The sequence below is a fragment of the Lysinibacillus canaveralius genome, assembly GCF_047301505.1.
Taxonomy (GTDB): domain Bacteria; phylum Bacillota; class Bacilli; order Bacillales_A; family Planococcaceae; genus Lysinibacillus_B.
In genome coordinates, this window is record NZ_CP154840.1 from 2382545 (window position 1) to 2402574 (window position 20030).

22 protein-coding genes and 1 pseudogene are annotated in these 20030 nt (G+C 38.6%); 7 read left to right on the plus strand and 16 right to left on the minus strand.

All coding sequences use genetic code 11. From position 1 onward, the window contains the following. The first annotated feature begins 89 nt into the window (after window positions 1–89). On the plus strand, window positions 90–887 hold the full coding sequence (locus AA0Y26_RS12080) for an enoyl-CoA hydratase/isomerase family protein (protein WP_413361963.1): 798 nt from the start codon (window positions 90–92) through the stop codon (window positions 885–887). A gap of 106 nt (window positions 888–993) precedes the next feature. Here the strand turns inward: AA0Y26_RS12080 and AA0Y26_RS12085 are convergent, their stop codons facing one another. Then, entirely contained in the window at window positions 994–1791 is a 798-nt protein-coding gene (locus tag AA0Y26_RS12085; protein WP_413361965.1) for a hypothetical protein, read from the minus strand. Window positions 1792–1982: 191 nt separating this feature from the next. On the opposite strand from AA0Y26_RS12085, the gene AA0Y26_RS12090 reads away from it, so the two are divergent. Continuing rightward, a complete protein-coding gene (locus AA0Y26_RS12090; protein ID WP_413361967.1) occupies window positions 1983–3164 on the plus strand; it encodes an aminotransferase class I/II-fold pyridoxal phosphate-dependent enzyme in 1182 nt (393 codons plus the stop codon). A gap of 235 nt (window positions 3165–3399) precedes the next feature. Here the strand turns inward: AA0Y26_RS12090 and AA0Y26_RS12095 are convergent, their stop codons facing one another. From AA0Y26_RS12095 to AA0Y26_RS12105, 3 genes are all read right to left on the minus strand, one after another. Continuing rightward, the gene (locus tag AA0Y26_RS12095; RefSeq protein ID WP_413361969.1) at window positions 3400–3786 is read right to left on the minus strand and encodes a cysteine synthase; all 387 of its coding nucleotides are present in this window, start codon (window positions 3784–3786) and stop codon (window positions 3400–3402) included. Between the two features lie 45 nt (window positions 3787–3831). Next, window positions 3832–5052: an AI-2E family transporter gene (locus AA0Y26_RS12100; RefSeq protein ID WP_413361971.1), complete on the minus strand. Its 1221-nt coding sequence runs from the start codon at window positions 5050–5052 to the stop codon at window positions 3832–3834. A gap of 76 nt (window positions 5053–5128) precedes the next feature. Further along, window positions 5129–6064, minus strand: coding sequence for an LCP family protein (locus AA0Y26_RS12105; RefSeq protein WP_413361973.1), 936 nt, complete (start codon window positions 6062–6064; stop codon window positions 5129–5131). Between the two features lie 184 nt (window positions 6065–6248). Between AA0Y26_RS12105 and msrA the strand changes: the two genes are divergently transcribed. After that, window positions 6249–6764, plus strand: coding sequence for a peptide-methionine (S)-S-oxide reductase MsrA (gene msrA, locus AA0Y26_RS12110; RefSeq protein WP_413361975.1), 516 nt, complete (start codon window positions 6249–6251; stop codon window positions 6762–6764). A gap of 463 nt (window positions 6765–7227) precedes the next feature. On the opposite strand, the gene recQ is transcribed toward msrA, so the two are convergent. From recQ to AA0Y26_RS12130, 4 genes are all read right to left on the minus strand, one after another. Next, window positions 7228–9006 (minus strand): DNA helicase RecQ, encoded by a 1779-nt coding sequence (gene recQ, locus AA0Y26_RS12115; RefSeq protein WP_413361977.1) that lies wholly within the window; start codon window positions 9004–9006, stop codon window positions 7228–7230. 40 nt (window positions 9007–9046) lie between these two features. Then, window positions 9047–9841 carry a hypothetical protein gene (locus tag AA0Y26_RS12120; RefSeq protein WP_413361979.1) on the minus strand — a complete coding sequence of 265 codons (795 nt, stop codon included), beginning with the start codon at window positions 9839–9841 and terminating at the stop codon, window positions 9047–9049. Between the two features lie 66 nt (window positions 9842–9907). Further along, on the minus strand, window positions 9908–11086 hold the full coding sequence (locus AA0Y26_RS12125) for a CynX/NimT family MFS transporter (protein WP_413361981.1): 1179 nt from the start codon (window positions 11084–11086) through the stop codon (window positions 9908–9910). 882 nt (window positions 11087–11968) lie between these two features. Continuing rightward, window positions 11969–12145 (minus strand): hypothetical protein, encoded by a 177-nt coding sequence (locus AA0Y26_RS12130; protein WP_413361983.1) that lies wholly within the window; start codon window positions 12143–12145, stop codon window positions 11969–11971. A gap of 456 nt (window positions 12146–12601) precedes the next feature. On the opposite strand from AA0Y26_RS12130, the gene AA0Y26_RS12135 reads away from it, so the two are divergent. After that, window positions 12602–12883, plus strand: coding sequence for a hydrolase (locus AA0Y26_RS12135; protein WP_413361985.1), 282 nt, complete (start codon window positions 12602–12604; stop codon window positions 12881–12883). Between the two features lie 610 nt (window positions 12884–13493). On the opposite strand, the gene AA0Y26_RS12140 is transcribed toward AA0Y26_RS12135, so the two are convergent. The 8 genes from AA0Y26_RS12140 to AA0Y26_RS12175 form a co-directional block, all read right to left on the minus strand. Then, window positions 13494–13730 carry a hypothetical protein gene (locus tag AA0Y26_RS12140; RefSeq protein WP_413361986.1) on the minus strand — a complete coding sequence of 79 codons (237 nt, stop codon included), beginning with the start codon at window positions 13728–13730 and terminating at the stop codon, window positions 13494–13496. A 1006-nt stretch (window positions 13731–14736) separates the two neighbouring features. Beyond that, a protein-coding gene (locus tag AA0Y26_RS12145) for an IS3 family transposase (RefSeq protein ID WP_413361988.1) occupies window positions 14737–15887 on the minus strand; the annotation gives its coding sequence in 2 pieces (ribosomal slippage) (window positions 14737–15614 and window positions 15614–15887; 1152 coding nt in all). A 109-nt stretch (window positions 15888–15996) separates the two neighbouring features. Further along, a complete protein-coding gene (locus tag AA0Y26_RS12150) occupies window positions 15997–16170 on the minus strand; it encodes a hypothetical protein (protein WP_413361990.1) in 174 nt (57 codons plus the stop codon). 120 nt (window positions 16171–16290) lie between these two features. Then, window positions 16291–16581 (minus strand): hypothetical protein, encoded by a 291-nt coding sequence (locus AA0Y26_RS12155; protein WP_413361992.1) that lies wholly within the window; start codon window positions 16579–16581, stop codon window positions 16291–16293. 300 nt (window positions 16582–16881) lie between these two features. Continuing rightward, window positions 16882–17127 (minus strand): hypothetical protein, encoded by a 246-nt coding sequence (locus AA0Y26_RS12160; RefSeq protein ID WP_413361994.1) that lies wholly within the window; start codon window positions 17125–17127, stop codon window positions 16882–16884. Beyond that, on the minus strand, window positions 17124–17246 hold the full coding sequence (locus AA0Y26_RS12165; protein WP_413361996.1) for a RusA family crossover junction endodeoxyribonuclease: 123 nt from the start codon (window positions 17244–17246) through the stop codon (window positions 17124–17126). Before AA0Y26_RS12165 ends, AA0Y26_RS12160 begins: the two co-directional genes overlap by 4 nt. 4 nt (window positions 17247–17250) lie before the next feature. Beyond that, window positions 17251–17532, minus strand: coding sequence for a RusA family crossover junction endodeoxyribonuclease (locus AA0Y26_RS12170; RefSeq protein ID WP_413361998.1), 282 nt, complete (start codon window positions 17530–17532; stop codon window positions 17251–17253). A gap of 25 nt (window positions 17533–17557) precedes the next feature. Further along, window positions 17558–17710: a hypothetical protein gene (locus AA0Y26_RS12175; protein WP_413362000.1), complete on the minus strand. Its 153-nt coding sequence runs from the start codon at window positions 17708–17710 to the stop codon at window positions 17558–17560. Window positions 17711–17890: 180 nt separating this feature from the next. Here AA0Y26_RS12175 and AA0Y26_RS12180 point away from each other — a divergent pair, with 180 nt between their 5' ends. The 3 genes and pseudogenes from AA0Y26_RS12180 to AA0Y26_RS12190 all read left to right on the plus strand — a co-directional run. Then, window positions 17891–18076, plus strand: a complete 186-nt coding sequence (locus AA0Y26_RS12180) for an ImmA/IrrE family metallo-endopeptidase (protein WP_413362002.1) — start codon at window positions 17891–17893, stop codon at window positions 18074–18076. A gap of 216 nt (window positions 18077–18292) precedes the next feature. Further along, window positions 18293–19108 carry an S-layer homology domain-containing protein gene (locus tag AA0Y26_RS12185; protein ID WP_413362004.1) on the plus strand — a complete coding sequence of 272 codons (816 nt, stop codon included), beginning with the start codon at window positions 18293–18295 and terminating at the stop codon, window positions 19106–19108. Window positions 19109–19369: 261 nt separating this feature from the next. Continuing rightward, window positions 19370–19546: pseudogene (locus AA0Y26_RS12190) on the plus strand (excalibur calcium-binding domain-containing protein); the annotation flags it as partial. Between the last annotated feature and the right edge of the window lie 484 nt (window positions 19547–20030).

Below are 20030 nucleotides of genomic sequence, written 5' to 3' on the forward strand. Positions count from 1 at the left end.
CGGTTTTTTACTTGAATATTCGCTAAATTGTATGTGAGATTATTATTGTAGTATATAATAAGGATAATTTAATTACAGGGGGACATAGCATGCAAGTACGTACGACTCGATTGGAAGCTGAAGAAGCGAAGATTATTTATCAGGAAACAGCCGGTCTAGCCATCATTACTATCCATCGTCCACAACTGAAAAATGCTTTAACGGCAAATATGTGGGATCAGCTGGCAAAGATTGCACTGCAAACGCTTGAAAACCCAAAAAACAAAGTGTTAATTCTGCGCGGCTCAGGAGAAAACTTTACTGCTGGATCGGATATTAAAGAATTTAATTCCATTTCCTTAGAGAAAGCCGAGGAAGCTTTCTTACATATGGAAAAAACTATTTCCACTATTGAACATCTTCCCCTTCCCGTTATTGGTGTTATTAACGGCCCGGCGATGGGTGCTGGTCTTGAGCTTGCGTTGGCATGCGATATCCGGATCGGTTCTGACAAGGCGAAAATGGGCATCCCGGTCGGTAAGCTTGGTATCACCCTAAACAACAAGTTCGCGAAGCGTCTTGTGGACCTTGTAGGCCCGAGCGCTACGAAGGATTTTGTGTTTACAGGGCGTATGTATAAGGCTGAAGAGGCGTACAAAGCTGGGATGTTAAATTATTTAGTTGCTGAAAAAGACCTGAATCGCTTCGCTATCCGTATGGGTAAACTAGTTGCTGGAATGTCACCGGATTCATTACTCGCCGTAAAACGCTCGGTTCGTGAGTGTATCGATTCGACACCTGCACTTTGGCAGGACTCCACCCCGTTTGTTTCCCAAACTGATTTCTCAGAAGGCGTGCGGGCTTTTGTTGAAAAACGGCAACCTGAATTTAAACGCCAGCCGAAGTAATAATCAGCCCCTTCTTGACTAGAGGGGGCTTTTCATTTCCCAGAACTTACTGGGGAAATTGAAGATATTATATAGTAAATACTAAAGATCCTTCCAGCAAGATCCTTTACTTAATCCCTCTGACAATAAGATCAATTTCCTCAGGAGCAATACCAAAATGAAGAAGATATGTTTCAGAAATCTGTTGTTGTAAATCTCGAAGTACTTCCGGCACACTATATGTAACAGGGGCCTTTAATGAGATTTCAATAGTCATTGTTGGAATCAGCTCCACAGAAAGCTTTAAAATATCCGGACGGAGTACAAGTGCATTCTTTTTTAGCTCATGTTCGAGCACCTGCACATATACTACCTTAGAGATCTCAATAATTTCGTGATGGAAATCAGGCCGAACAATAGTTGTTTCCCCTATCTTTTTCTTGTTAAAAATGATTTCTTTTCCTTTTTGAATAAAGCGTTTAAAAAAGTTCTGCTCTACCTGCATGACTGGAATTGGCATGACATGTTTTCCTTGGGTTTCTCGTATAAACCGTGCCAACTGAATCTCCTGCGATGTACGGATATCAGTGATGTAATGATAATGCAGAATAGGCCCTACGCCAAGACGTTCAGCAATTCGTTTTGTCATCTTATCACTGGTGCCGATAATCAGTAATGAATGTATGTCTGCTTCTTTAAGTGCTTCTAGTACAGCTTCCCTGTGACAATCCTCATGAAAAATTGCACGGCGAACTGCTTTAATCGTGTTTTTCTCGAATTTTGCGCTTACGCCTGCCCGTTTTTCCCCGTTTACAATGAGCAGCCCATCGTCTATTATGCCGTCAATATTATGCTCATGGGCAAATTCTAGTGCCGAAGTACTTTTTCCGGTGCCGCTTGGGCCGCTTAATGAGTAAATTTCCATCTGGCTCACCTCTTCTTTTCAGTGTAAACGAAAATTCGTAAGTTGAGGAACAAAATTTTACGCAAATTCCTGCGATATTGTAAGAATTCGCTTTATAGCATGAAAAGATTCTATTTTCTGAAATCCACCATTTCTGATAGAACTGTTATGGTACAATATTAGTTATATTTTAATATTTAGGAGTGTTTACTTTGAAAGTTCAACCATCAAAAAAAATGTCCCTTTTTGCGCCAGCTATCTTTGGAGATTTGAAGCAATGTGCGCGAGAACAACAAGCAAAAGGTATGCAGTTAATTGATTTAAGCCTTGGAAGCCCGGATATTCCTCCAGCCGCCTTCCTGCGGGAAATGATGTCTGAACTAACAAAACTAGAAACATCATACGGCTATACATTAACAGGCGTTCAAACATTTAACGATTCTGTGAGCCGATACTATAAACGTGTTAATCAGGTTAATTTAGATCCTGCTACAGAAGTGGTACAAACGATTGGCTCTCAGGAAGGACTCGTCCATCTCCCGGTTGCGTTCTGTAACCCAGGGGACATAGTGCTGACAACAAACCCAGCCTATGTCGCTTATGATGCCGGGATTCATTTAGCTGGAGCGGAACCATATTATATGCCTTTAACAAAAGAAAATGGTTACCTTCCTGATCTGTCTGCTGTCCCTGAAGAAGTGGCACAGAAAGCAAAGCTGCTTATTCTAAATCTGCCAGGTAACCCTGTACCGGCAATGCCTTCTAAAGAGTACTTTTTAGAAGTGGTGGCATTTGCGAAAAAACACAATGTCATTGTCTTACACGATGCTGCTTATTCAGAATTTTACTTTAAAGGGGATGCTCCAATTAGTTTCCTTGCTACGCCAGGAGCTATGGAAGTGGGATTGGAAATTAATTCACTATCGAAAAGCTTCAGCCTTGCCGGCTCGCGGATTGCTTACATCGTCGGCAATGCAGAAATGATCTCTATTCTGAAGCAATTAAAATCAAATCTAGACTTCGGTATATTTGAGCCAATCCAATTAGTCGCTGCTAAAGCTTTAGATCATGCTGAAGAAATTACTGCCAGCCTGCGTACAACATTTGCTGCACGCCATAAAGCATTAATGGAGGGCCTCACTTCTATCGGTTGGGAAGTTGCTCCAAGTGAAGGCGGTATGTTTGTTTGGGCAAAACATCCATACGACATCGATAGTAGGTCATTTGCCTTTGAAGCCATTAAACAAACGGGAGTCGTCATGGTACCAGGAACTGCATTCGGCTCTGCTGGTGAAGGTTATATGAGATTGGCCCTAGTACAGGAAGTTGAAAAATTGACGCAAGCTGTCCAAAGACTTTCCAATATGACAATAAAAAAAGAAGCTGCTATCTAAGCAGCTTCTCAGCCTGTTGACAAACGCTTTCATTCATCGTTGCTTGCCTCGCTCGTCCTCTCATGAACGTAGGTTCTATTCGCGTCTTCGCTCGTCGGCGCGCCTTGTCTGGCAAGCGTTTTCAAGACAGGCTGGGTAAACCTTCATTTAAAAATCTATCTAAAAAAACGTAAAGACAAAGTCGAAAAGCGACTTTGTCTTCACTCTGAGAAGCGGCTTTCTCAGCCGCGTCCTTTTATTCTTCCAAAAACGTATATGTAATAACACCCTCATCCTCTATTTCCGTTCCGTCCAAAAATACTAAAACAGTCTGGAAAATAATCTCATCTGTTTCTTCACATGCCCATCGATCATCCGGAATAATTTCAAACGGCACAAATTCCGACCCCTTCGTATGAACACTTCCTACAAGCTCCACTGAAGATTTACCGATAATTTGAGTTGAATCTCCTACCCTTTTTAATACACGCAAAATGATACAGTCGATTTTCTCAACATCTGACTCTGCCGTCACATATACCTTTCCAGTCAGTATCTCTCCTTCTACTAAGTCTGTTTTGTCGACAACCGTGTCGATCTTTACTCCGTTAGATTCCATTGTTGTAAACCACTTGTTAATCATACTATTCATCCCCTTTTGTAGAAAATCGGCAGCTTAAGCTACCGATTAGTGAATATCTTCATATTGATTTTCTTCATTTACTTGGAACTTATTATAGCGCTGTTTGAATAACTGATAGAAGTGTTGAACAATTACTTTCAATAAAGCGTATGAAGGAATACCAAGTATGACGCCGACTACTCCAAACAGGGAGCCTGCTGTCAACAGCACAAATATTATCGTAATCGGGTGTATACTTAAAGATTTACCCATGATCTGTGGCGAAATAAACTTCCCTTCGATTAATTGTACAATCGTCCATACAATACCCACCTTGATAACCATAAAAGGATCAGTTACGATGGCGATAATTAGTGCTGGGGTAATCGCAATTACGGGACCTAGATACGGGACAACGCTTGTCAACATTGCTAAGGCACCTAAAAGAAGTGCATAAGGCAGCTGGATAATAAAGAACCCAATCGTTACCATAATACCGATACAAATGGATACTAAAATTTGCCCTTGAATGTAGGAACTAATTTGATTATCCATGTCTACCATTACATCATCCACGAATTTACGCATGCGCGGCGGGAATAGACGAAGAATAAAATGCGGCATTTTTTCGCCTTCCCACAATAAGTAAAATAAAATGAATGGCACGATAACGAGCGATAGTAAAATTCCTGTTAATGTTGTGACAAAACCCGTAAGACCTGATGCAACATTCGTTGCCAGAGTCGTCGCAGTATCTTTGACTGTAGTCGTTAAGTTGTCCGTGATATCTTCCAATACCTTATTATAGTCTATATTGGCATTCGCCAAATATTCATTGATCCGCGAATTATTTATAAACGTTATTACATCATCAAGAAGCGACATAAAATAGATCGGAAACTCTTGAAGTAAATTTGTAAACTGCTCACGGAGGAAAGGGAACACTAATAAAATCAGGACTGTAATCAAGCTGATAAGTCCAACGAAAATGATGAGAATAGCCCAAATGCGAGGCACTTTCCACCGCATTAAAATCCGCAGGAACGGGCGAAGCAAGTAATAAAGAATAACGCCGAGCACTCCCGGCAGGATCACAACTTCAAACAACACCTGGATCGGTTGGAATATAAATGCTATTTTGTCAAAGATAAAAATGACACAGCCGAGCAACAAAGTGATAATTAATAAGAATAATAAATTTTTACCGCCAAGAAAGCGGATGAACCGTGTAGAGAAAAAATGGGACTTCTCTTGCGGCAACTGCTCTTTCTGACTTTCCTGTTCCAAAAAACCACCCCGACACATTCTCTGATTATTGTATTTATATTGTAGCACTAATTATTATATCTTGTATGATTTTACTCTAGTTACCTTCTAAAAAATCCTGCAGTAACTGCTTGTTAGCCTCTTGATCAATATCAAGAACCAACCCAAGTCCACTGATTCTCTGATCTGTGTACGTTCCTTCAGCTGGGACTGTCATTTTTGATACATCAACACCGCCTACTGCCATGCTTAGTACTGTTTTTAATTGATCAGCAGATGAGACATCAGTTGTGACATACCCCTGTGCGGCACCAACCAGCTTCGGTAAATTTTTTGAATTTCCAACAGACAGCAGTTCATTTTTCAGCGCCTCAATCACTTTCTGCTGACGCTCTACTCGACCAAAGTCCCCTTGCGCATCATGGCGGAAACGTGCATACCCGAGTAACTCTTGTCCATTTAATTGATGCACTCCTTGGGTTAACGTAACGCCTATATGTGCGGACATATCCTTCTCTACTTCAATTTCAACCCCGTCTGGAGCCATTATGTCAATGAGTGATTCGAAGTTTTTAAAATCGATCAATGCGTAATGATGGATCGGTACGTCAAACATCTCTGTTATCGTATCTTTGGTTAGCTGCACCCCGCCTAAATAAAAGGCAGTATTCAACTTATAGTTTCCATAATCGGGAATTTCAGCGTAAATGTCCCGCATGAAAGATACAAGCTTTATCTCATCTGTTTTCTTCTGCCAAGAGACAAGCATCATTGTATCGGAACGAGATTGTTCCTCTCCTCGTGTATCCACACCAAGCAGGAGGTAATTTACAGTCTCCCCATCTTTTTCATCCGGTACAAAATCTTCTACTTCCATAGTTGAATTGGCATCACCCGCTAGTTTTAAGCCAGCCTGGTACTGACTGTAGCCGTAGACACCTACTGCTATTAATAAGAGCAACAACACTGTAATGAAAACACGGCCTTTACGCATTTTTCTTTTTTTGTACCGGCGCTGTTTTTGTTCTTCCATAAAATAAAACCCCTTTATAATTACTCATCTATTGGACGCACCAATGTCTCATTATGTTTCCAATTATTGTTCATTCATTATACTACGCATGGTACAAATTTGCCGATTAATTTGCTAATCCAATTCTTTGTATATAAACGTATCGGCATGCTACAATTATGATATTTTTTAGGAGGTGTCTATTATGGAAAAAGCAACATTTGCTGGCGGCTGTTTTTGGTGCATGGTGAAGCCGTTTGATCAGTGGGAAGGCATACATAAGGTAACGAGCGGCTATATGGGCGGTCACATAGAAAATCCTACGTATGAAGACGTAAAAAAAGGAACATCAGGTCACTTGGAGGTTGTTCAAATTGAATTTGATTCCTCAATTTTCAGCTATGAGCAATTATTAGAAATTTATTGGATGCAGATTGATCCAACAGATGATGGCGGGCAGTTCCATGACCGCGGCGAATCTTACAAGACGGCCATTTTTGTTCATAGCGAAGATCAGCGTGTAAAAGCTGAAAAATCGAAGGTTGACCTTGCTGCAAGCGGCAGATTCAAAAAGCCTATTGTGACAGAAATCCGTGCTGCAGAAACGTTTTACATTGCCGAGGACTACCATCAAGACTATTATAAGAAAGAACCTGGCCACTATAAGGAAGACCGAGAAAAATCCGGACGTGATGAATTTTTACAAGATCATTGGAAATAAAAGAACTGCCCGCATGCGGGCAGTTCTTTATCATTACTTCAGTTTACATAATAAAATTATATTTACAAGCAAGCAATCAGAGAAAAGATAATGTTTTTCTTAAAATCCTGGATTCCTAATATTATGCCAAGCAGCACATCATCCCCAGATCTTTTTTTAAATAAAAAGTACGTTAAGTATGTAAATTTTCATATGCAAGGGTTTTAACACGCTTTTCTATGTTTATATTCACCGGCAAACATAGAAAAGCCCCCTTTGAAAGGAGGCTTCAGCCTGTTGACAAACGCTTTCATTCATCGTTGCTTGCCTCGCTCGTCGGTATCCCTTGTCTGGCAAGCGTTTTAAAGACAGGCTGGTTAAACCTTTATTTTAAAAATCTATCTGAAAAAACGTAAAGACAAAGTCGTAAAACGACTTTGTCTTTACTCTGACTTCTCCTTTGCAAGGAAAGGAGGCATGTTTCTTACTTATTGCTTTTCTCCAGTTTCCACTGCGAGATGGCTTCTATAAATGCATCACCGTATTTTTCGAGCTTGTTTGCCCCTACGCCGTTAATTTCTAAAAAGTCTTCGGATGTTGTCGGTTTTTTTGCACTTAGCTCCTTTAATGTCTTATCCGAAAAGACAACGTAAGGAGGTACCCCTTCAGCTGCTGAAATTTCTTTTCGTATGTTACGCAGATGCTCAAACAGCGGATCCTCATCCGATATCGCTTTTACAAGCGGAGCACTCCGACGCAATACTTTCCGATTACCCATGAGCACTTCTTTTCCCTGCTCGGTCATTAAAATTGTTGGAAATTGCCCATTACTAACTGCCAGCAATTTTTCTGCAATACAAAATTCAATAAAATGAGCAATTTCCTTTGCATTCATTTCCTTCAAAATACCGTATGTAGGAAGTTTATTGAAGCCGAATTCCTGCACTTTTTTATTGTTTGAGCCCGCCAGCACCTGGCTGATGAGTACCTTACCGAACTTTTGACCCATCCGAACAACACATGACAATACCTTTTGGGCCTCCACTGTCATATCAACTTGTGGCCGTTCATCGATACAGCGATTGCACTTCCCGCATAACTCAGTCGTTTCTTCCCCAAAATAGCTTGTAATATAATTTTGCAAGCAATCTTCGGTATGGCAGTAATCAATCATCTCTTGTAGTTTTGTCAGCTCTAACGGAATCCGTGAACGATCCTGTGCTTGATCAATCAAAAAACGCTGCGTTTGTTCGTCACTTGAAGAATACAGCAAAATACAGTCACTTGGCAGGCCGTCACGTCCAGCGCGTCCTGCTTCCTGATAGTAGCTCTCCATATTACGCGGCATCTGATAGTGAATGACAAAGCGCACATTCGTCTTATTGATCCCCATTCCAAAGGCATTTGTTGCCACCATGACAGTCAGCTCATCCTCTAAAAACTTTTGCTGCATCTCTGTCCTTTCTTCATCCGCTAAGCCACCATGATATTTTCCTGCCTTTATCCCCTTCTTCGCTAATAATGAAGAGATATGCTCTACCGCTTTACGCGTTGCACAATAGATAATGCCTGCATCCTGTTTATTATTCCCTACATATTTCATAATATATTGATCGCGATTTTCCCCACGCAGCACGGAGAACGTTAAGTTCGGACGACTAAAGCCAGTAATGAATGTATGATCATCTGAAATGTCTAATAAGTTACAAATATCCTCTCTTACATGTGGCGTAGCAGTAGCCGTCAATGCAACAATCGTCGGCGGGAGCGCCCATAAATCTTTGATTCGGTTGACAATTCTATAGCTTGGCCTGAAGTCATGTCCCCATTGAGAAATACAATGAGCCTCATCAATAGCAATAAGCGGCACTTGCAAATGGGCAAGTGTCATGCAGAACGCCTCGTTTTCCAGCCGTTCCGGTGCAATATACAGCAATTTTAATTGGCCCATTCTCGCCTGGTACAAGACATCCTCTGCTTCCTCATAGCTTAAAGAACTATTAATAAAGGCGGCATTAATCCCTGCTGCCTGGAGCATGTCAACCTGATCTTTCATAAGCGAGATCAGTGGAGAAATGACGAGTGTTGTCCCCGGCAATGTCAGTGCTGGTACTTGATAACAGAGGGATTTTCCTCCTCCTGTTGGCATGATGACAAGCGTATCGTCCCCTGCCAGCACAGAGGCGATTGCCTGTTGCTGGCCTTCACGAAACGACGAGTAGCCGAAATATTGTTGTAATGCATCAATTGCTTTTTGCAGCAATCCAATCCCTCCTTAATTACTTCTTGTTTACATAATAAAATTATTTATCTATGTGCATATATGACAAATAGTACTTTTCGTTTACACGATTTATTTTATAAGTCACAGAAAATGTATTTGTCTCCCCTTTTACATACCATTCAAAACCGGACTGTCCGAGTTCAGTTACTTTCATATCTTCTATTACAATCCGCGCTTCTTCTTTTTGCAGCGCCTCCTTTAATAAATCCGATAAAATATAGCGATCTATCAACGAGAAATCACCGTTTTCAACATATTGATTAAATACTTCATTAAAAGTATAGATGAAATATTCAATAGCATCCGGATTGTAAGTGAAGGTCGGTTTATCGTACTCCTCCAGCACTTTTAAATCGTATTTCTGTGGTACTTCGGTATCTTTAAATGCATCATGCAGCCTATACCTTTCACGTGCTGTCAGCTTATCTGCTTCCAGCATTACTTCAAGCACCTGCTGATTCTCCTGCTCCGCAGCTTTCACATTTGCACTATTACGCATATGTACAATTGCTATATTTTTTTCTATATCAAATGCCTGCAGCTCCGCCTCTACCTGCTGCCCCTCACTCGTTTCGATCAATGCAACAGGATGATCTCGGAACACAGCAGCCTCTGTTACAATCCATTTATCACGCCCATCCGCATGAAAAACGGTACCATCCGTACTTCCTCCAACACTATAGACTTTGACATTTGGTTTCATTGTCTCCTGCTCTACGGGCTCGCTTTCTGGCAGCGATTGGCTCACCGATTCAAAGCCGCTGTCGGAGCAGCCCACCAGTAACAGTAAACATAAGCTAATTATTCGTTTCATATTCTCCTCCACATGGGCTAAACCTTCTCCGAAAAAAAACAGTCCGGTTTCCCGAACTGCTTTCTATTATACATGACGTTTATTGACCTGGACCATATATACGGCAAGAAACATCAATAAAAACAATGCAATGAAAATCCATTTCGATACAATATGTGTTCCCGTCATATCATAAGCAGCTCCAATGAGAAGCGGTACAATGGCACTCATCATAAAACCGCCGGACAATACCATCGAGCTCCAGGAACTTGCTTCTTCATTATTTTTTGCCTCATCAAGCGGCAGCATTAACCCAATCGGGAATAGTCCAGATAATGACAGGCCAAATAGAACAGCACCTGTCCACATTGCCCAGTCAGCATCAATCAGCATAATGCCCCCGCCAATCGTACCGATTAAAAGAAGGCCATATAACCACTTGATCCTGTCCGGGAGTCTGTTAACCAATATCGGTATAATAATATTGCCGATTATTTGTACGATGGACATTACAGTCAGCACTGAAGCTGCTGTTACAAGCGAGAACCCCTGCTCCTGTGCAACTGGTGAGAGCCATGTCGTCAAACTGAAAAAGGAAGAAGTCTGCAAGCCAAAGAATAGTAAGATAAACCAGGCACGCTTTGTCTTCCACGGATTTCGCACCTCTGTGCTCTGCAATTGCCGCACTGCTAGCTGCTCTTGTTTTCCTGAAGCTATTGTCCATAAAATCAAAGCGGGTATAGAAAGGAGTCCCCACAATCCTAATGCAATCTGCCAGGAGCCGTACTTTTCAAAGAAGATACCTGTAAAGCCTGCACTTAGGGTGGCTCCTGCACCCATCGCCAATGAATATACGCCGATGACAGGTTCCAGCTTTTGCGGGAAACGTTCTTTAATGAAAGCATTAATCATCGGGCTAATAATAGCAATAGCCAGTCCTGCCACAAAGCTCGTTATAATTAGAGCCGCATAACTGCCGAACATAATTCTTAAGGCAGTTGAAATACCAATTACTATGATCAATAAATTAACAGCCCATCTATAGCCAAGCTTTCTCAACACCGGTACGGTAAGTGGTGCAAACAAGCCCATACAAAATACCGGTATGGAGGTAAGGAGACTTACCTGTGTATTAGTAATGTTCAAATCACTCGAAATCGTATTCAAAAGCGGTCCAATACTTGTTATGGATGGCCGTAAATTCAGTGACACAAAGAAAATTGCCGCAATGGCGGCTCCTAACTGCCAACCTTTCACTCGCTGCATAATTAACCCCTATTCGCTCAATTATTTCCTATGCAAGTAAAACATATTTTTCGCTAACCTACAACTTACTTACCATAAGATGTACGAATTTTCTTTATATATGTCCAAGGAGTACGAGCCTTTACATTTCAATAAAGTCCAAGCAGAATTCTCTAGTAAAGAGCTATCGATAAGCTAAAGTATCATTCTTTCAATCCGCTCATTTGTTTAGCGGATATTCTAAACTAATGGGTTGTTTAAACTATAATGAAAAATATGAAACCATTTAGAGAATTACACGTATATATAATTAGAATTGCAATGTTGGTGAAGCTTCACTGAATTTGTTTGCAAGAAGGAGAAAAGAAGTTATTTTGGATCATTGACTGAAAAAGTTATTATTTTTAGTCTATTTCGTTACAATTGGAGATGCTTATTATTCAACACTGTTCATAGAAACAAAGCTCCCTCCCCGCCCGCACACCCAGCAAGTACAAATGGCTGTGCAGCCTGCTATATCGATTAGTTATATGCGGTAACAAGGATTAATAAAAAGCCTCCAGTTATTTGGAGGCTTCAGAGTGAAGACAAAGTCACTTGTTGACTTTATCTTCACGTTTTTTCAGCTGTTTTTTAAAGTAAAGTTTTAGCCAGCCTGTCTTGAAAACGTTTGCCAGACAAGGCGCACCGCCGAACGAAGACGCGAATAGAACCTAAGTTCATGAGCGAATGGCTCTTTATTTGCGACGAAAGCAAAGCGGCAGGAGCAGACGAGCGAGGCAAGCAACGCTGGATGAAAACGTTTGTCAACAGGCTGAAGCCTCCAGTTATTTGGAGGCTTTTCTTATGTCTAAAAGTAAAACCACAATCCCAAGATTGTGGCGATGTAAAATGCATACTTAATTATTTGTTTTTATTGTTCGATGATCTACTTTTATCATCGTGCTGTTTTGCTTCAGGAGAGTTCTGTTTTTGTTCTTGTGTCATATCATTTTCGTCACGTACATCTAAATCATCAGGGTTTAGATTCGATGTATATTGTTCAGTCAATTCGTTTTTAGTTCGCTTTTCTTCTGCCAAAATAATCACCTCCATATTTTAATTTTTCCCGTTTAGCGTGATTTAAACTTGTTAGGTAGAAGATCATTTATTCTTTCGTTTATTTAGGAAGTTTTTTCTTCTAAAACTTGCATCTTTCTTTCACCCGTTCACTTCCTTTATTTCACAAATCCTTTACTAAAAAATTCTTAATTAATAATGATGAAGGACCATAAAAGGAGTGAATTATTTCGTCTGAACCTCGTTGCCTTTAACTATTGCTTAACAAATAACCTCTAATTTTTATAGCCTTCTTTCACAACATAAGTATAGTAATAAATCAATTACCGAACCGTATTTGTTTTACATATTTTCCTATAGTAAAAAGAAATTTGTTTCTATCTTAGGTATATCACACGCCTCATTTTGCTATTAGTTCATATATTAATGATGTAAGGCCCGTCTTACAAAAAAGTAAATAACCGAGGAGGTTTAGCTATGAAGTTTAATCAGCCTTGGGGTGAAGAGTGGGATCAACATTGCAGCCGTTCATGTAAAAACAACTGTAAAGGTTGTATTTGTGATAGATTAAGACAATTACCGAGGAGAACAGAAGTTGATATTTTCTTAAAAGGTGGTCAGGTCATAGAAGGCTTAGTGTTTCTCTTCTTCGAACGGGATGATTGTTGTGCATTCTTTGCTGATCCAGAAGCAGCGTCTGGCTCAATTTTCGTCGTAGACTGTCAAGATATTCAAGCTCTTCGTATTATATATGACTAAGATAAATAGGACTCTCCCAGGATGGGAGAGTCTTTATAATATTGACAATAGTAGCTGTATTCTACTTTTAGTTACCATGTCACAATAACGTTCCTCTTTATAGTAACGAAATTGTGCGAAGCAAAATATAAAAGGTAGTGGAACACAGCCAATGCGCAGCGACTTTTTATATCATATTTTTGAAACTCGCTGCATCCTTGCCCGAAAGTACATATATAGAAACTATATAAGGGGCGTGTATGGAATGAAAACAACATATTTATTAGCTGTTGGTGACTGAATGTATATGAAGATTTCTTATGTTCATAAAAATATAACAGCCACTCAATTACTCGATGTTTTTTGAAACTTACTTTCCCCTTAACTACTTAAAATGTATTTAGGACACCTTGCTTTCCTCCATAAAAATGACAGTATCATTACTTTATTATGTATTTTATAAAATTTGCGCTTCTCATAGTTTGTCTCAAAGCCCATAGCAGTTGAGCTTTTATATTGCTGTAAAAACCTATAGACCAAAACACAGGTCTATAGGGAAAAGAGTCATAATATTGCTATTTTAATGGATATATCAGGTACTATACTGCTTCAATTTATAGGAGAAATTTATTTACTTTAAAGATTGATTTATTTGCTGGTTGTGCTGCGGTATCGGTTGTGAAGATTCATTCATCTGCTGGAATGGCTGTGACATTTGCTGCAGCGGCTGCATCATTTGCTCCGCATTCTGCATATTTAATTTGCCTGAAATATTTTTAGTGAATTGTTGAAGAGTACCATTCTGCAACCCTTTAGCAACACCCCATACTGCTGCTCCAATTACACCCAGTGTAAGAAATTTCACCATTAAATCCTCCTTCCTTAAATAATGTATTTTGAAACAGAATTAGTATTGGAAATCAAGCTGAAACTATACTGAACAATTTTGTTCCATTGGTAATAGTTTTTTACTTTTTCAAAGCAGCAAGAGCGTTAAGACTGCTAATATTATTTAATTCCTATATAGAAAGAAACCCTTTAAGGCTCAATATTTAACTTTACTTTTCATTTTTATTTATTATTCATTAAGTATAAAATCCTTTTTATGTTATCATTTCTATAAAATACATATTGAGGTGCTTTAATTGACGACATTCGGCAAATACTTTTTTATCGTTTTCTTTGCGATACTATTTTCTTTCTTAACGATTAGGGACTATTTCAAAAATGATCATTTGAGTTTGCTAGAAAACTCTTTCTATTCCTTATGTATAACATGCTTTTTATTCATCGTACTATTGCTGCGCAGCAGTAAAACAGACGTAGAGAATTAACACAAGTGATCAGTATTTATTACGTTAACTACTTTCCTCTGCCCAATTACCTTATACTTCATTCGAACATTCATTCCGCCTTTAAGGGTTTCTGCATATTATTTCGTACTGCTGGAAGTCACCATGCCGAAAAGCCTTTTCTAGTAGAAAATAGTTATTAAACAAAAAAGGTAAGTCAACACTTATTAGATATAGTAGTTGCGTTTTGCCTCTGGTTTAACCCTATAATGGATAGGCATGATTCTAAATCCGAATATTCTTTCATAACTTCTCGCATACAAAAAGAATTGCTAATTATATAAAAAGTACCTTCACATTTTTAGGCAAAAAATAAATTTCTATATTTAACTGGGCAAACCTATCCCCCATTTTACTATCAATAAAAAGAGAATTAGATTATGTCCATCCGGATGATACAAAATTAAAATTGGGGTAACAAAAAGAACGATTGCTTACTCTTTTGAAACCAAGAAAAAGACCCTACTGAGAAAAAGGAACTGACCCCCGTTTTTAAGACAGGGATCAAAACACCTAAAACAGCTATCCAGCCAGTTGTCGATATTTTATCGGTGACTGGTTGTTTAGTTTTGTTTGAATTCCAGTATTGTTATAATAGTTAATATATTCTTGAACGGTTTGGATGACAATGGCCGTTGTCGTTCTGGTACAACCGTCAAGATAGAACGTTTCTGACTTTAGAGAGGCATGAAACGATTCGATAGAGGCATTATCAGCCGGCGTTCCCTTACGGGACATGCTCATGGTAATGCCTTTTGCTTTTACTGCTTGTTGATAATCGTATGAGGTATAAACTAAACCTTGATCACTGTAGAGAACGCAGCCATCAGGTATATCCTTTAATTGTGATAAAGTATCTAAAACAAAAGTAGTATCCTGTTTTTCTCCTATTGAATAAGCAATGACTTCGCCATTAAATAAGTCGATGATACTTGAAAGATATAATGGCTTACCGCCGAAAGGTAAGTAAGTAATATCCGTAACGAGCTTTTGTAGGGGCTTTGTAACTTTGAAGTTTCTATTCAATATATTTGCTGCTACATAGCAAGGTTGGCCTGTTCTTTTACGTTTCTTTATTTTCACATGGCACCGCCAATTATATTTTTGCATTACTCGCTGAACGACTTTATGGTTTATTAACTTTTCTTTTCGTAATAAGGCTGTTATTTTACGATAGCCATACCGGTACTTGTGCTGTTTACACAGTACGCCAATTCGCTGTTCAATACTCCTCTTACTACGAGGATCGTTAGATTCTCTTTTCCATCTGTAATACGTAGATCTAGCAATACCAAGGTGCTTACAAATCAACTTTATACTAAGGGAACCCTTTAATGATTCCACTAATTCTACCGCTACTTGTCCAACCACTTCCTCTCCAATTCCTTGTACTTTTTTAATACTTCGATTTGTTGTTTCAAATAGCGGTTCTCAACTTGTAGTCGCGCTTCTTCTGAATCATATTCTGGCCCTTTACCGAAGGTATATTGCTTACCTACTGGTTGATGGAAACGATGCATTTCTCCGTTTTTGTACCATTTCATCCAAGTCATTAATTGTGTTTTATTTTTGATATTCAATTCCTCCATTACCTGTTTAACCGAAATGCCTGCTAGTCTCATTTCGATTGCTTTCATTTTAACTTCAGCCGGATAACTTACTCTTGTACCCATAAAAAACACCTCCACATTGATTTCCTGGTATTCAATACCCGTTTTCAACGTAAGGTGTTTTTAAATTGTCTCATTTATTTAGGTCAGTGCACTGGGCTTTTTTTTGTGTTTATTTATTTTTAATCTGTTCTTTCATAGCAATAAACTCTGCTTGTGCCAATAAAACTAATTTCTGAGCTTCTTTTAAAGTCTGTTCATGAATCTCCACTTTTCCTTTTTCATGTTGTTGTAGTAGAAAACATGCTCCTAATAAATTCAGTTGAGATTCCCTCTTCCAATACATAATCCTCCCTTTCCTTAAAAATAGAATAAGCATAAAAAACGCTTATTTACAGGAGGTTGAGTTGAACACAAGGGTAAAATGATATTTTTTTGATCAATAGACCTTTAATCATGATGGTTATTACAAAAAATGATCAAAAATATGTATTATACAACTTCCTCCCTTCCTACTCTTTGCTGATTTAGTCAATGTATTTTTAAAGATTGTGAGCATGTCAGGATTTCTTGTTAAAGGCTGAAGTTCACTCAAATCTTTGATTTCTTTGTACTCCAATCCATTTGCTAATAACTCTTCTTCAGTCGAACCATAATAGGCTCCTAAATTACTTGTCACTTCCCATTCTTCCTCAACAAAAACTATCCCTTTTTGTTTGCCACCTATTAAATTTATAGAAAATAAGTAGACTCTCATTTGTAAAACCCCCTTGTTTTTTAAAATGTTAAATGGTCTAAATTAATTTAATAGCTCCTTTCATAAGCTAATTATCATTCTCGGATTATGGGGTAGTTATCTCGCTATGTCAACCGCATTTACATAGATAATTCCAACATGTTATTTCTAAAAATTTTTTCTTTACTAATACCTTTCCGGTACGAGCTGAAACAATTCTACTCTTTGCTAACTGTTCATATATTTTTAAATTTTTGTTCATACACTTCGGGCATTGTTCATATTCCATTTTCTCACCACCTGTACTACGCAATTTGTTTCTTATGCTCCGATACTCTTGCTGCCTAAAAATCCATTCTTTCTCTTCGGCAGCTTATCAGCATATTCCAAATCTATCACGATCAGCGCCATCTCAATCGGTTTAATCCGAAGCTTGTTGCAAATATACTCATGGTCGTAACCCTTGTTCCAAAGCTCCAGCAGCTTATTAATCGTACTGGCCGGGAAATCGAGACGCACATCATCATTCGCCTCAGACGTGAAGAGGAAGTGTCGTCCTTTCATCATCCTGTCATCACCTCTGCCGTTAGCTGCATGCCGTAGAATTTCCGTACAATCAACTCAACAATCTGTGCATCATCATTCCAGATGATCTTGCTGCAGCCGTCTTTGATGCCCTTTACCAAGTTGTCACAGTCCGGCTTTTTCGTTGGCCTTAACTCTCCACTCGCTATAAGCGCCTGTTTTGGCTTTGTATGAAGGTTTTTTGGTGGGACTAGATAAACAATCCATCGTTAGCTTTATTGCCCCGGAAATAGGCTCCTTCGGCTTGTTATCCCATGCTACTAACTTGACCAACTCTTTATATGATTTCGATTTAGGGGCGTCGTGTGTTCGGACGCCCTTTCCTACTCTGCTAAACCACGGGCGTTCCTGTGCTTGTACTGGCCCAGGTACTGTAAATTGAATCATTATAGCCCACCTCTGAAGTTAGAAATCATATTTGTACCTCCAACAGCTTATTAAATGCCTCTACATCCCCTGTATCAAGCGCCATATCAATTGCGTGCTCCCGGTTCATTGCCAGCAGATCTTCGAACAACAGCTCCATCTCCACTTCACGAACGGAAGCGGCTGCCTTGACATTCAATTGGTCAATATTTCAAACACAGCATCCAATTCAGCAAGTTGATTTGCACCGGCCAACTCATTGATTTTAAGTTGCACATCCGTATGATTAGCGATAAAAAGGATACTCAATGTATCAACTCGAATCACCCGTTTAATGCTGTCTTGTATGCTGACCATCACCCGGTCAGAGTAGTTATTTATGCGGAAGAATACATTTTTATCGCTAAGTAAAATCGAACGCGAAGCCAATCTATTTGCTGCAGAATTACTAATACCGGATAAAGATTTTGCAGAAGTAAATAATATATATGAGCTTGCCTCTTTACGAGGTGTGCCAGTTGAATTAGTCAACTTGAAACACTTTTGTAGAGAGGAATTATCTTAAACATATAATCGTCATAGATTCTACTAGAAAAACTTTATATATAGACGATATATATTTTATATTGTAAATAAACACTGGTTATTCCGGAGTAATATACTTCTACATCCATAAAAATTACATAATAAAAAAGAACATGGTCCAAAGCAGATTCTTTATTACACTATAACCATGTCTTTTCAACTACTAATTAAATTATATTTTAGGAGGATTTTATTAATGAAAAAACAATTTTTAGCAGGAGCATTTACAGTAATCTTAGCTTTATCAGGACAACCCCTGATTACAGATGCAGACTATACGGATGTCCCAGCTTCGCATCAGAATTACAGTGATATTATGTTCTTACTAGAACGAGGTATTATTGATGATAGTAGTAATTATGGTGTTACAGATATCGTTACTCGTGAAGAAGTTGCTGTCATGGTTGCAAAGGCTTTAAATTTAGATGGCACACAACGTGCAACAGATTTTAAAGATATACCAGCTAGTCATATTAACAGCGGCTATATTCAATCAGCTGCGGAAGCTGGCATTATCAAAGGATATGGTAACGGCACATTTAAGCCAGGTAATAAGGTAACAAGGGGACAAATGGTAGCATTTTTAGGAAGAGCATTTGACTTACCTACTGGTAATACTGCCTTTAAAGATGTGAAACCAACAGATACAGGGTCAGAATTTGTGGGACGTTTAGCTGCTGCCAAAATAACAACTGGCTATGGAGATGGCACATTTAAACCACATGCAAATTTAACACGAGCTCACATTTCTGTATTTATCGCACGCGCAATCCGTTATGTAGAAACTGGGGTTGCTATTCCAAATACAAATAATGAATCAACAAGTAAGCCTGGCTCAAGTAATACTGATAACAGTCCAGCTTTAGCTAGTGAGGTTATTCAAGGAGCTCCTACTAGTTTCAAAAACTGTAATGAAATGCGAAAATACTATCCAAACGGTGTGGAAGTTGGTCACCCTGCCTATTCAAAAAAGCATGATCGAGATGGCGACGCGGTTGCTTGTGAAAAATAGAGAGCTAGTTCTATAAAAAAAAGACTCGCTATTCAAAAACTACGCACTATTTTTGAATTACTAAATATGAGAAGAAATAGGAACATGCTAAATAGCAGGCTCTTATTTTTTCGCACCACACTTGTAACATTTTAACTATTATGGATAATTTAATTTAGAAGGATTTTATTAACTAAAAATTAGTTATTAAATTTATAGTGGAAGTTATATAAACCAACGGTACAGTTAGTTAATGTTCCTACACAAACGGAAGCTGCTACGAAAGCCTACAAAAACTGCACAGAGTTAAACAAAGATTATATAGGTGGCGTGGCAAAAGATTCGAAGGTAAGAAATAAAGGTGGTAAAACAAAAGATTCCCCTACCGTATCAGCCGATCTATATAAAGCGAATGATTCAAAGGATCGCGACAAAGTCGGGATTGCTTGTGAAAGATAATAATTGAAGGATAAGTAAGTCCCTTGTCTCTCTAACGTTGTTCTTCTAGATATGAGTCGACGACAGGAAATCTGAAAATGATATTTTGCAATCACTAACTGTTTTTAAATTTCTAATGATTATCTATAATGCAGAATTCAAAGTATTTACCAATAACCCTACTTTGCAAAAGTGGTTTAAATAGCTGCTTAATCAAAAGATAAAAATCTGCGAAGAATGAGAAAGAATATTAAAAACGATTTGATACAATTTTCAGGACTTGCCGTAGAGGTATGTCCTGAATATGAATACAAAACATAAATGTTGATTGTTCACATTTTTTGTCCAGTTATATTTACATAAATAAAATATGACTATTAAGTTGATAGATTTAATGGAGAGAACTTGTTAAAACATTTACCATACAACTAACCTTGTTTTTATTCTCTATTCCCAGTCTATTTCAATATAAAAGTATATACATAAAAATATAAAGAGGGGTTCT

Excerpts from the sequence above, each read along its gene's own strand:
- AA0Y26_RS12080 (WP_413361963.1), top strand. The coding sequence starts at position 90 with ATGCAAGTACGTACGACTCGATTGGAAGCTGAAGAAGCGAAGATTATT.
- AA0Y26_RS12085 (WP_413361965.1), bottom strand. The coding sequence starts at position 1,791 with ATGGAAATTTACTCATTAAGCGGCCCAAGCGGCACCGGAAAAAGTACT.
- AA0Y26_RS12095 (WP_413361969.1), bottom strand. The coding sequence starts at position 3,786 with ATGATTAACAAGTGGTTTACAACAATGGAATCTAACGGAGTAAAGATC.
- AA0Y26_RS12105 (WP_413361973.1), bottom strand. The coding sequence starts at position 6,064 with ATGGAAGAACAAAAACAGCGCCGGTACAAAAAAAGAAAAATGCGTAAA.
- msrA (WP_413361975.1), top strand. The coding sequence starts at position 6,249 with ATGGAAAAAGCAACATTTGCTGGCGGCTGTTTTTGGTGCATGGTGAAG.
- AA0Y26_RS12120 (WP_413361979.1), bottom strand. The coding sequence starts at position 9,841 with ATGAAACGAATAATTAGCTTATGTTTACTGTTACTGGTGGGCTGCTCC.
- AA0Y26_RS12125 (WP_413361981.1), bottom strand. The coding sequence starts at position 11,086 with ATGCAGCGAGTGAAAGGTTGGCAGTTAGGAGCCGCCATTGCGGCAATT.
- AA0Y26_RS12135 (WP_413361985.1), top strand. The coding sequence starts at position 12,602 with ATGAAGTTTAATCAGCCTTGGGGTGAAGAGTGGGATCAACATTGCAGC.
- AA0Y26_RS12140 (WP_413361986.1), bottom strand. The coding sequence starts at position 13,730 with ATGGTGAAATTTCTTACACTGGGTGTAATTGGAGCAGCAGTATGGGGT.
- AA0Y26_RS12150 (WP_413361990.1), bottom strand. The coding sequence starts at position 16,170 with ATGTATTGGAAGAGGGAATCTCAACTGAATTTATTAGGAGCATGTTTT.
- AA0Y26_RS12155 (WP_413361992.1), bottom strand. The coding sequence starts at position 16,581 with ATGAGAGTCTACTTATTTTCTATAAATTTAATAGGTGGCAAACAAAAA.
- AA0Y26_RS12160 (WP_413361994.1), bottom strand. The coding sequence starts at position 17,127 with ATGATGAAAGGACGACACTTCCTCTTCACGTCTGAGGCGAATGATGAT.
- AA0Y26_RS12170 (WP_413361998.1), bottom strand. The coding sequence starts at position 17,532 with ATGATTCAATTTACAGTACCTGGGCCAGTACAAGCACAGGAACGCCCG.
- AA0Y26_RS12180 (WP_413362002.1), top strand. The coding sequence starts at position 17,891 with ATGCGGAAGAATACATTTTTATCGCTAAGTAAAATCGAACGCGAAGCC.
- AA0Y26_RS12185 (WP_413362004.1), top strand. The coding sequence starts at position 18,293 with ATGAAAAAACAATTTTTAGCAGGAGCATTTACAGTAATCTTAGCTTTA.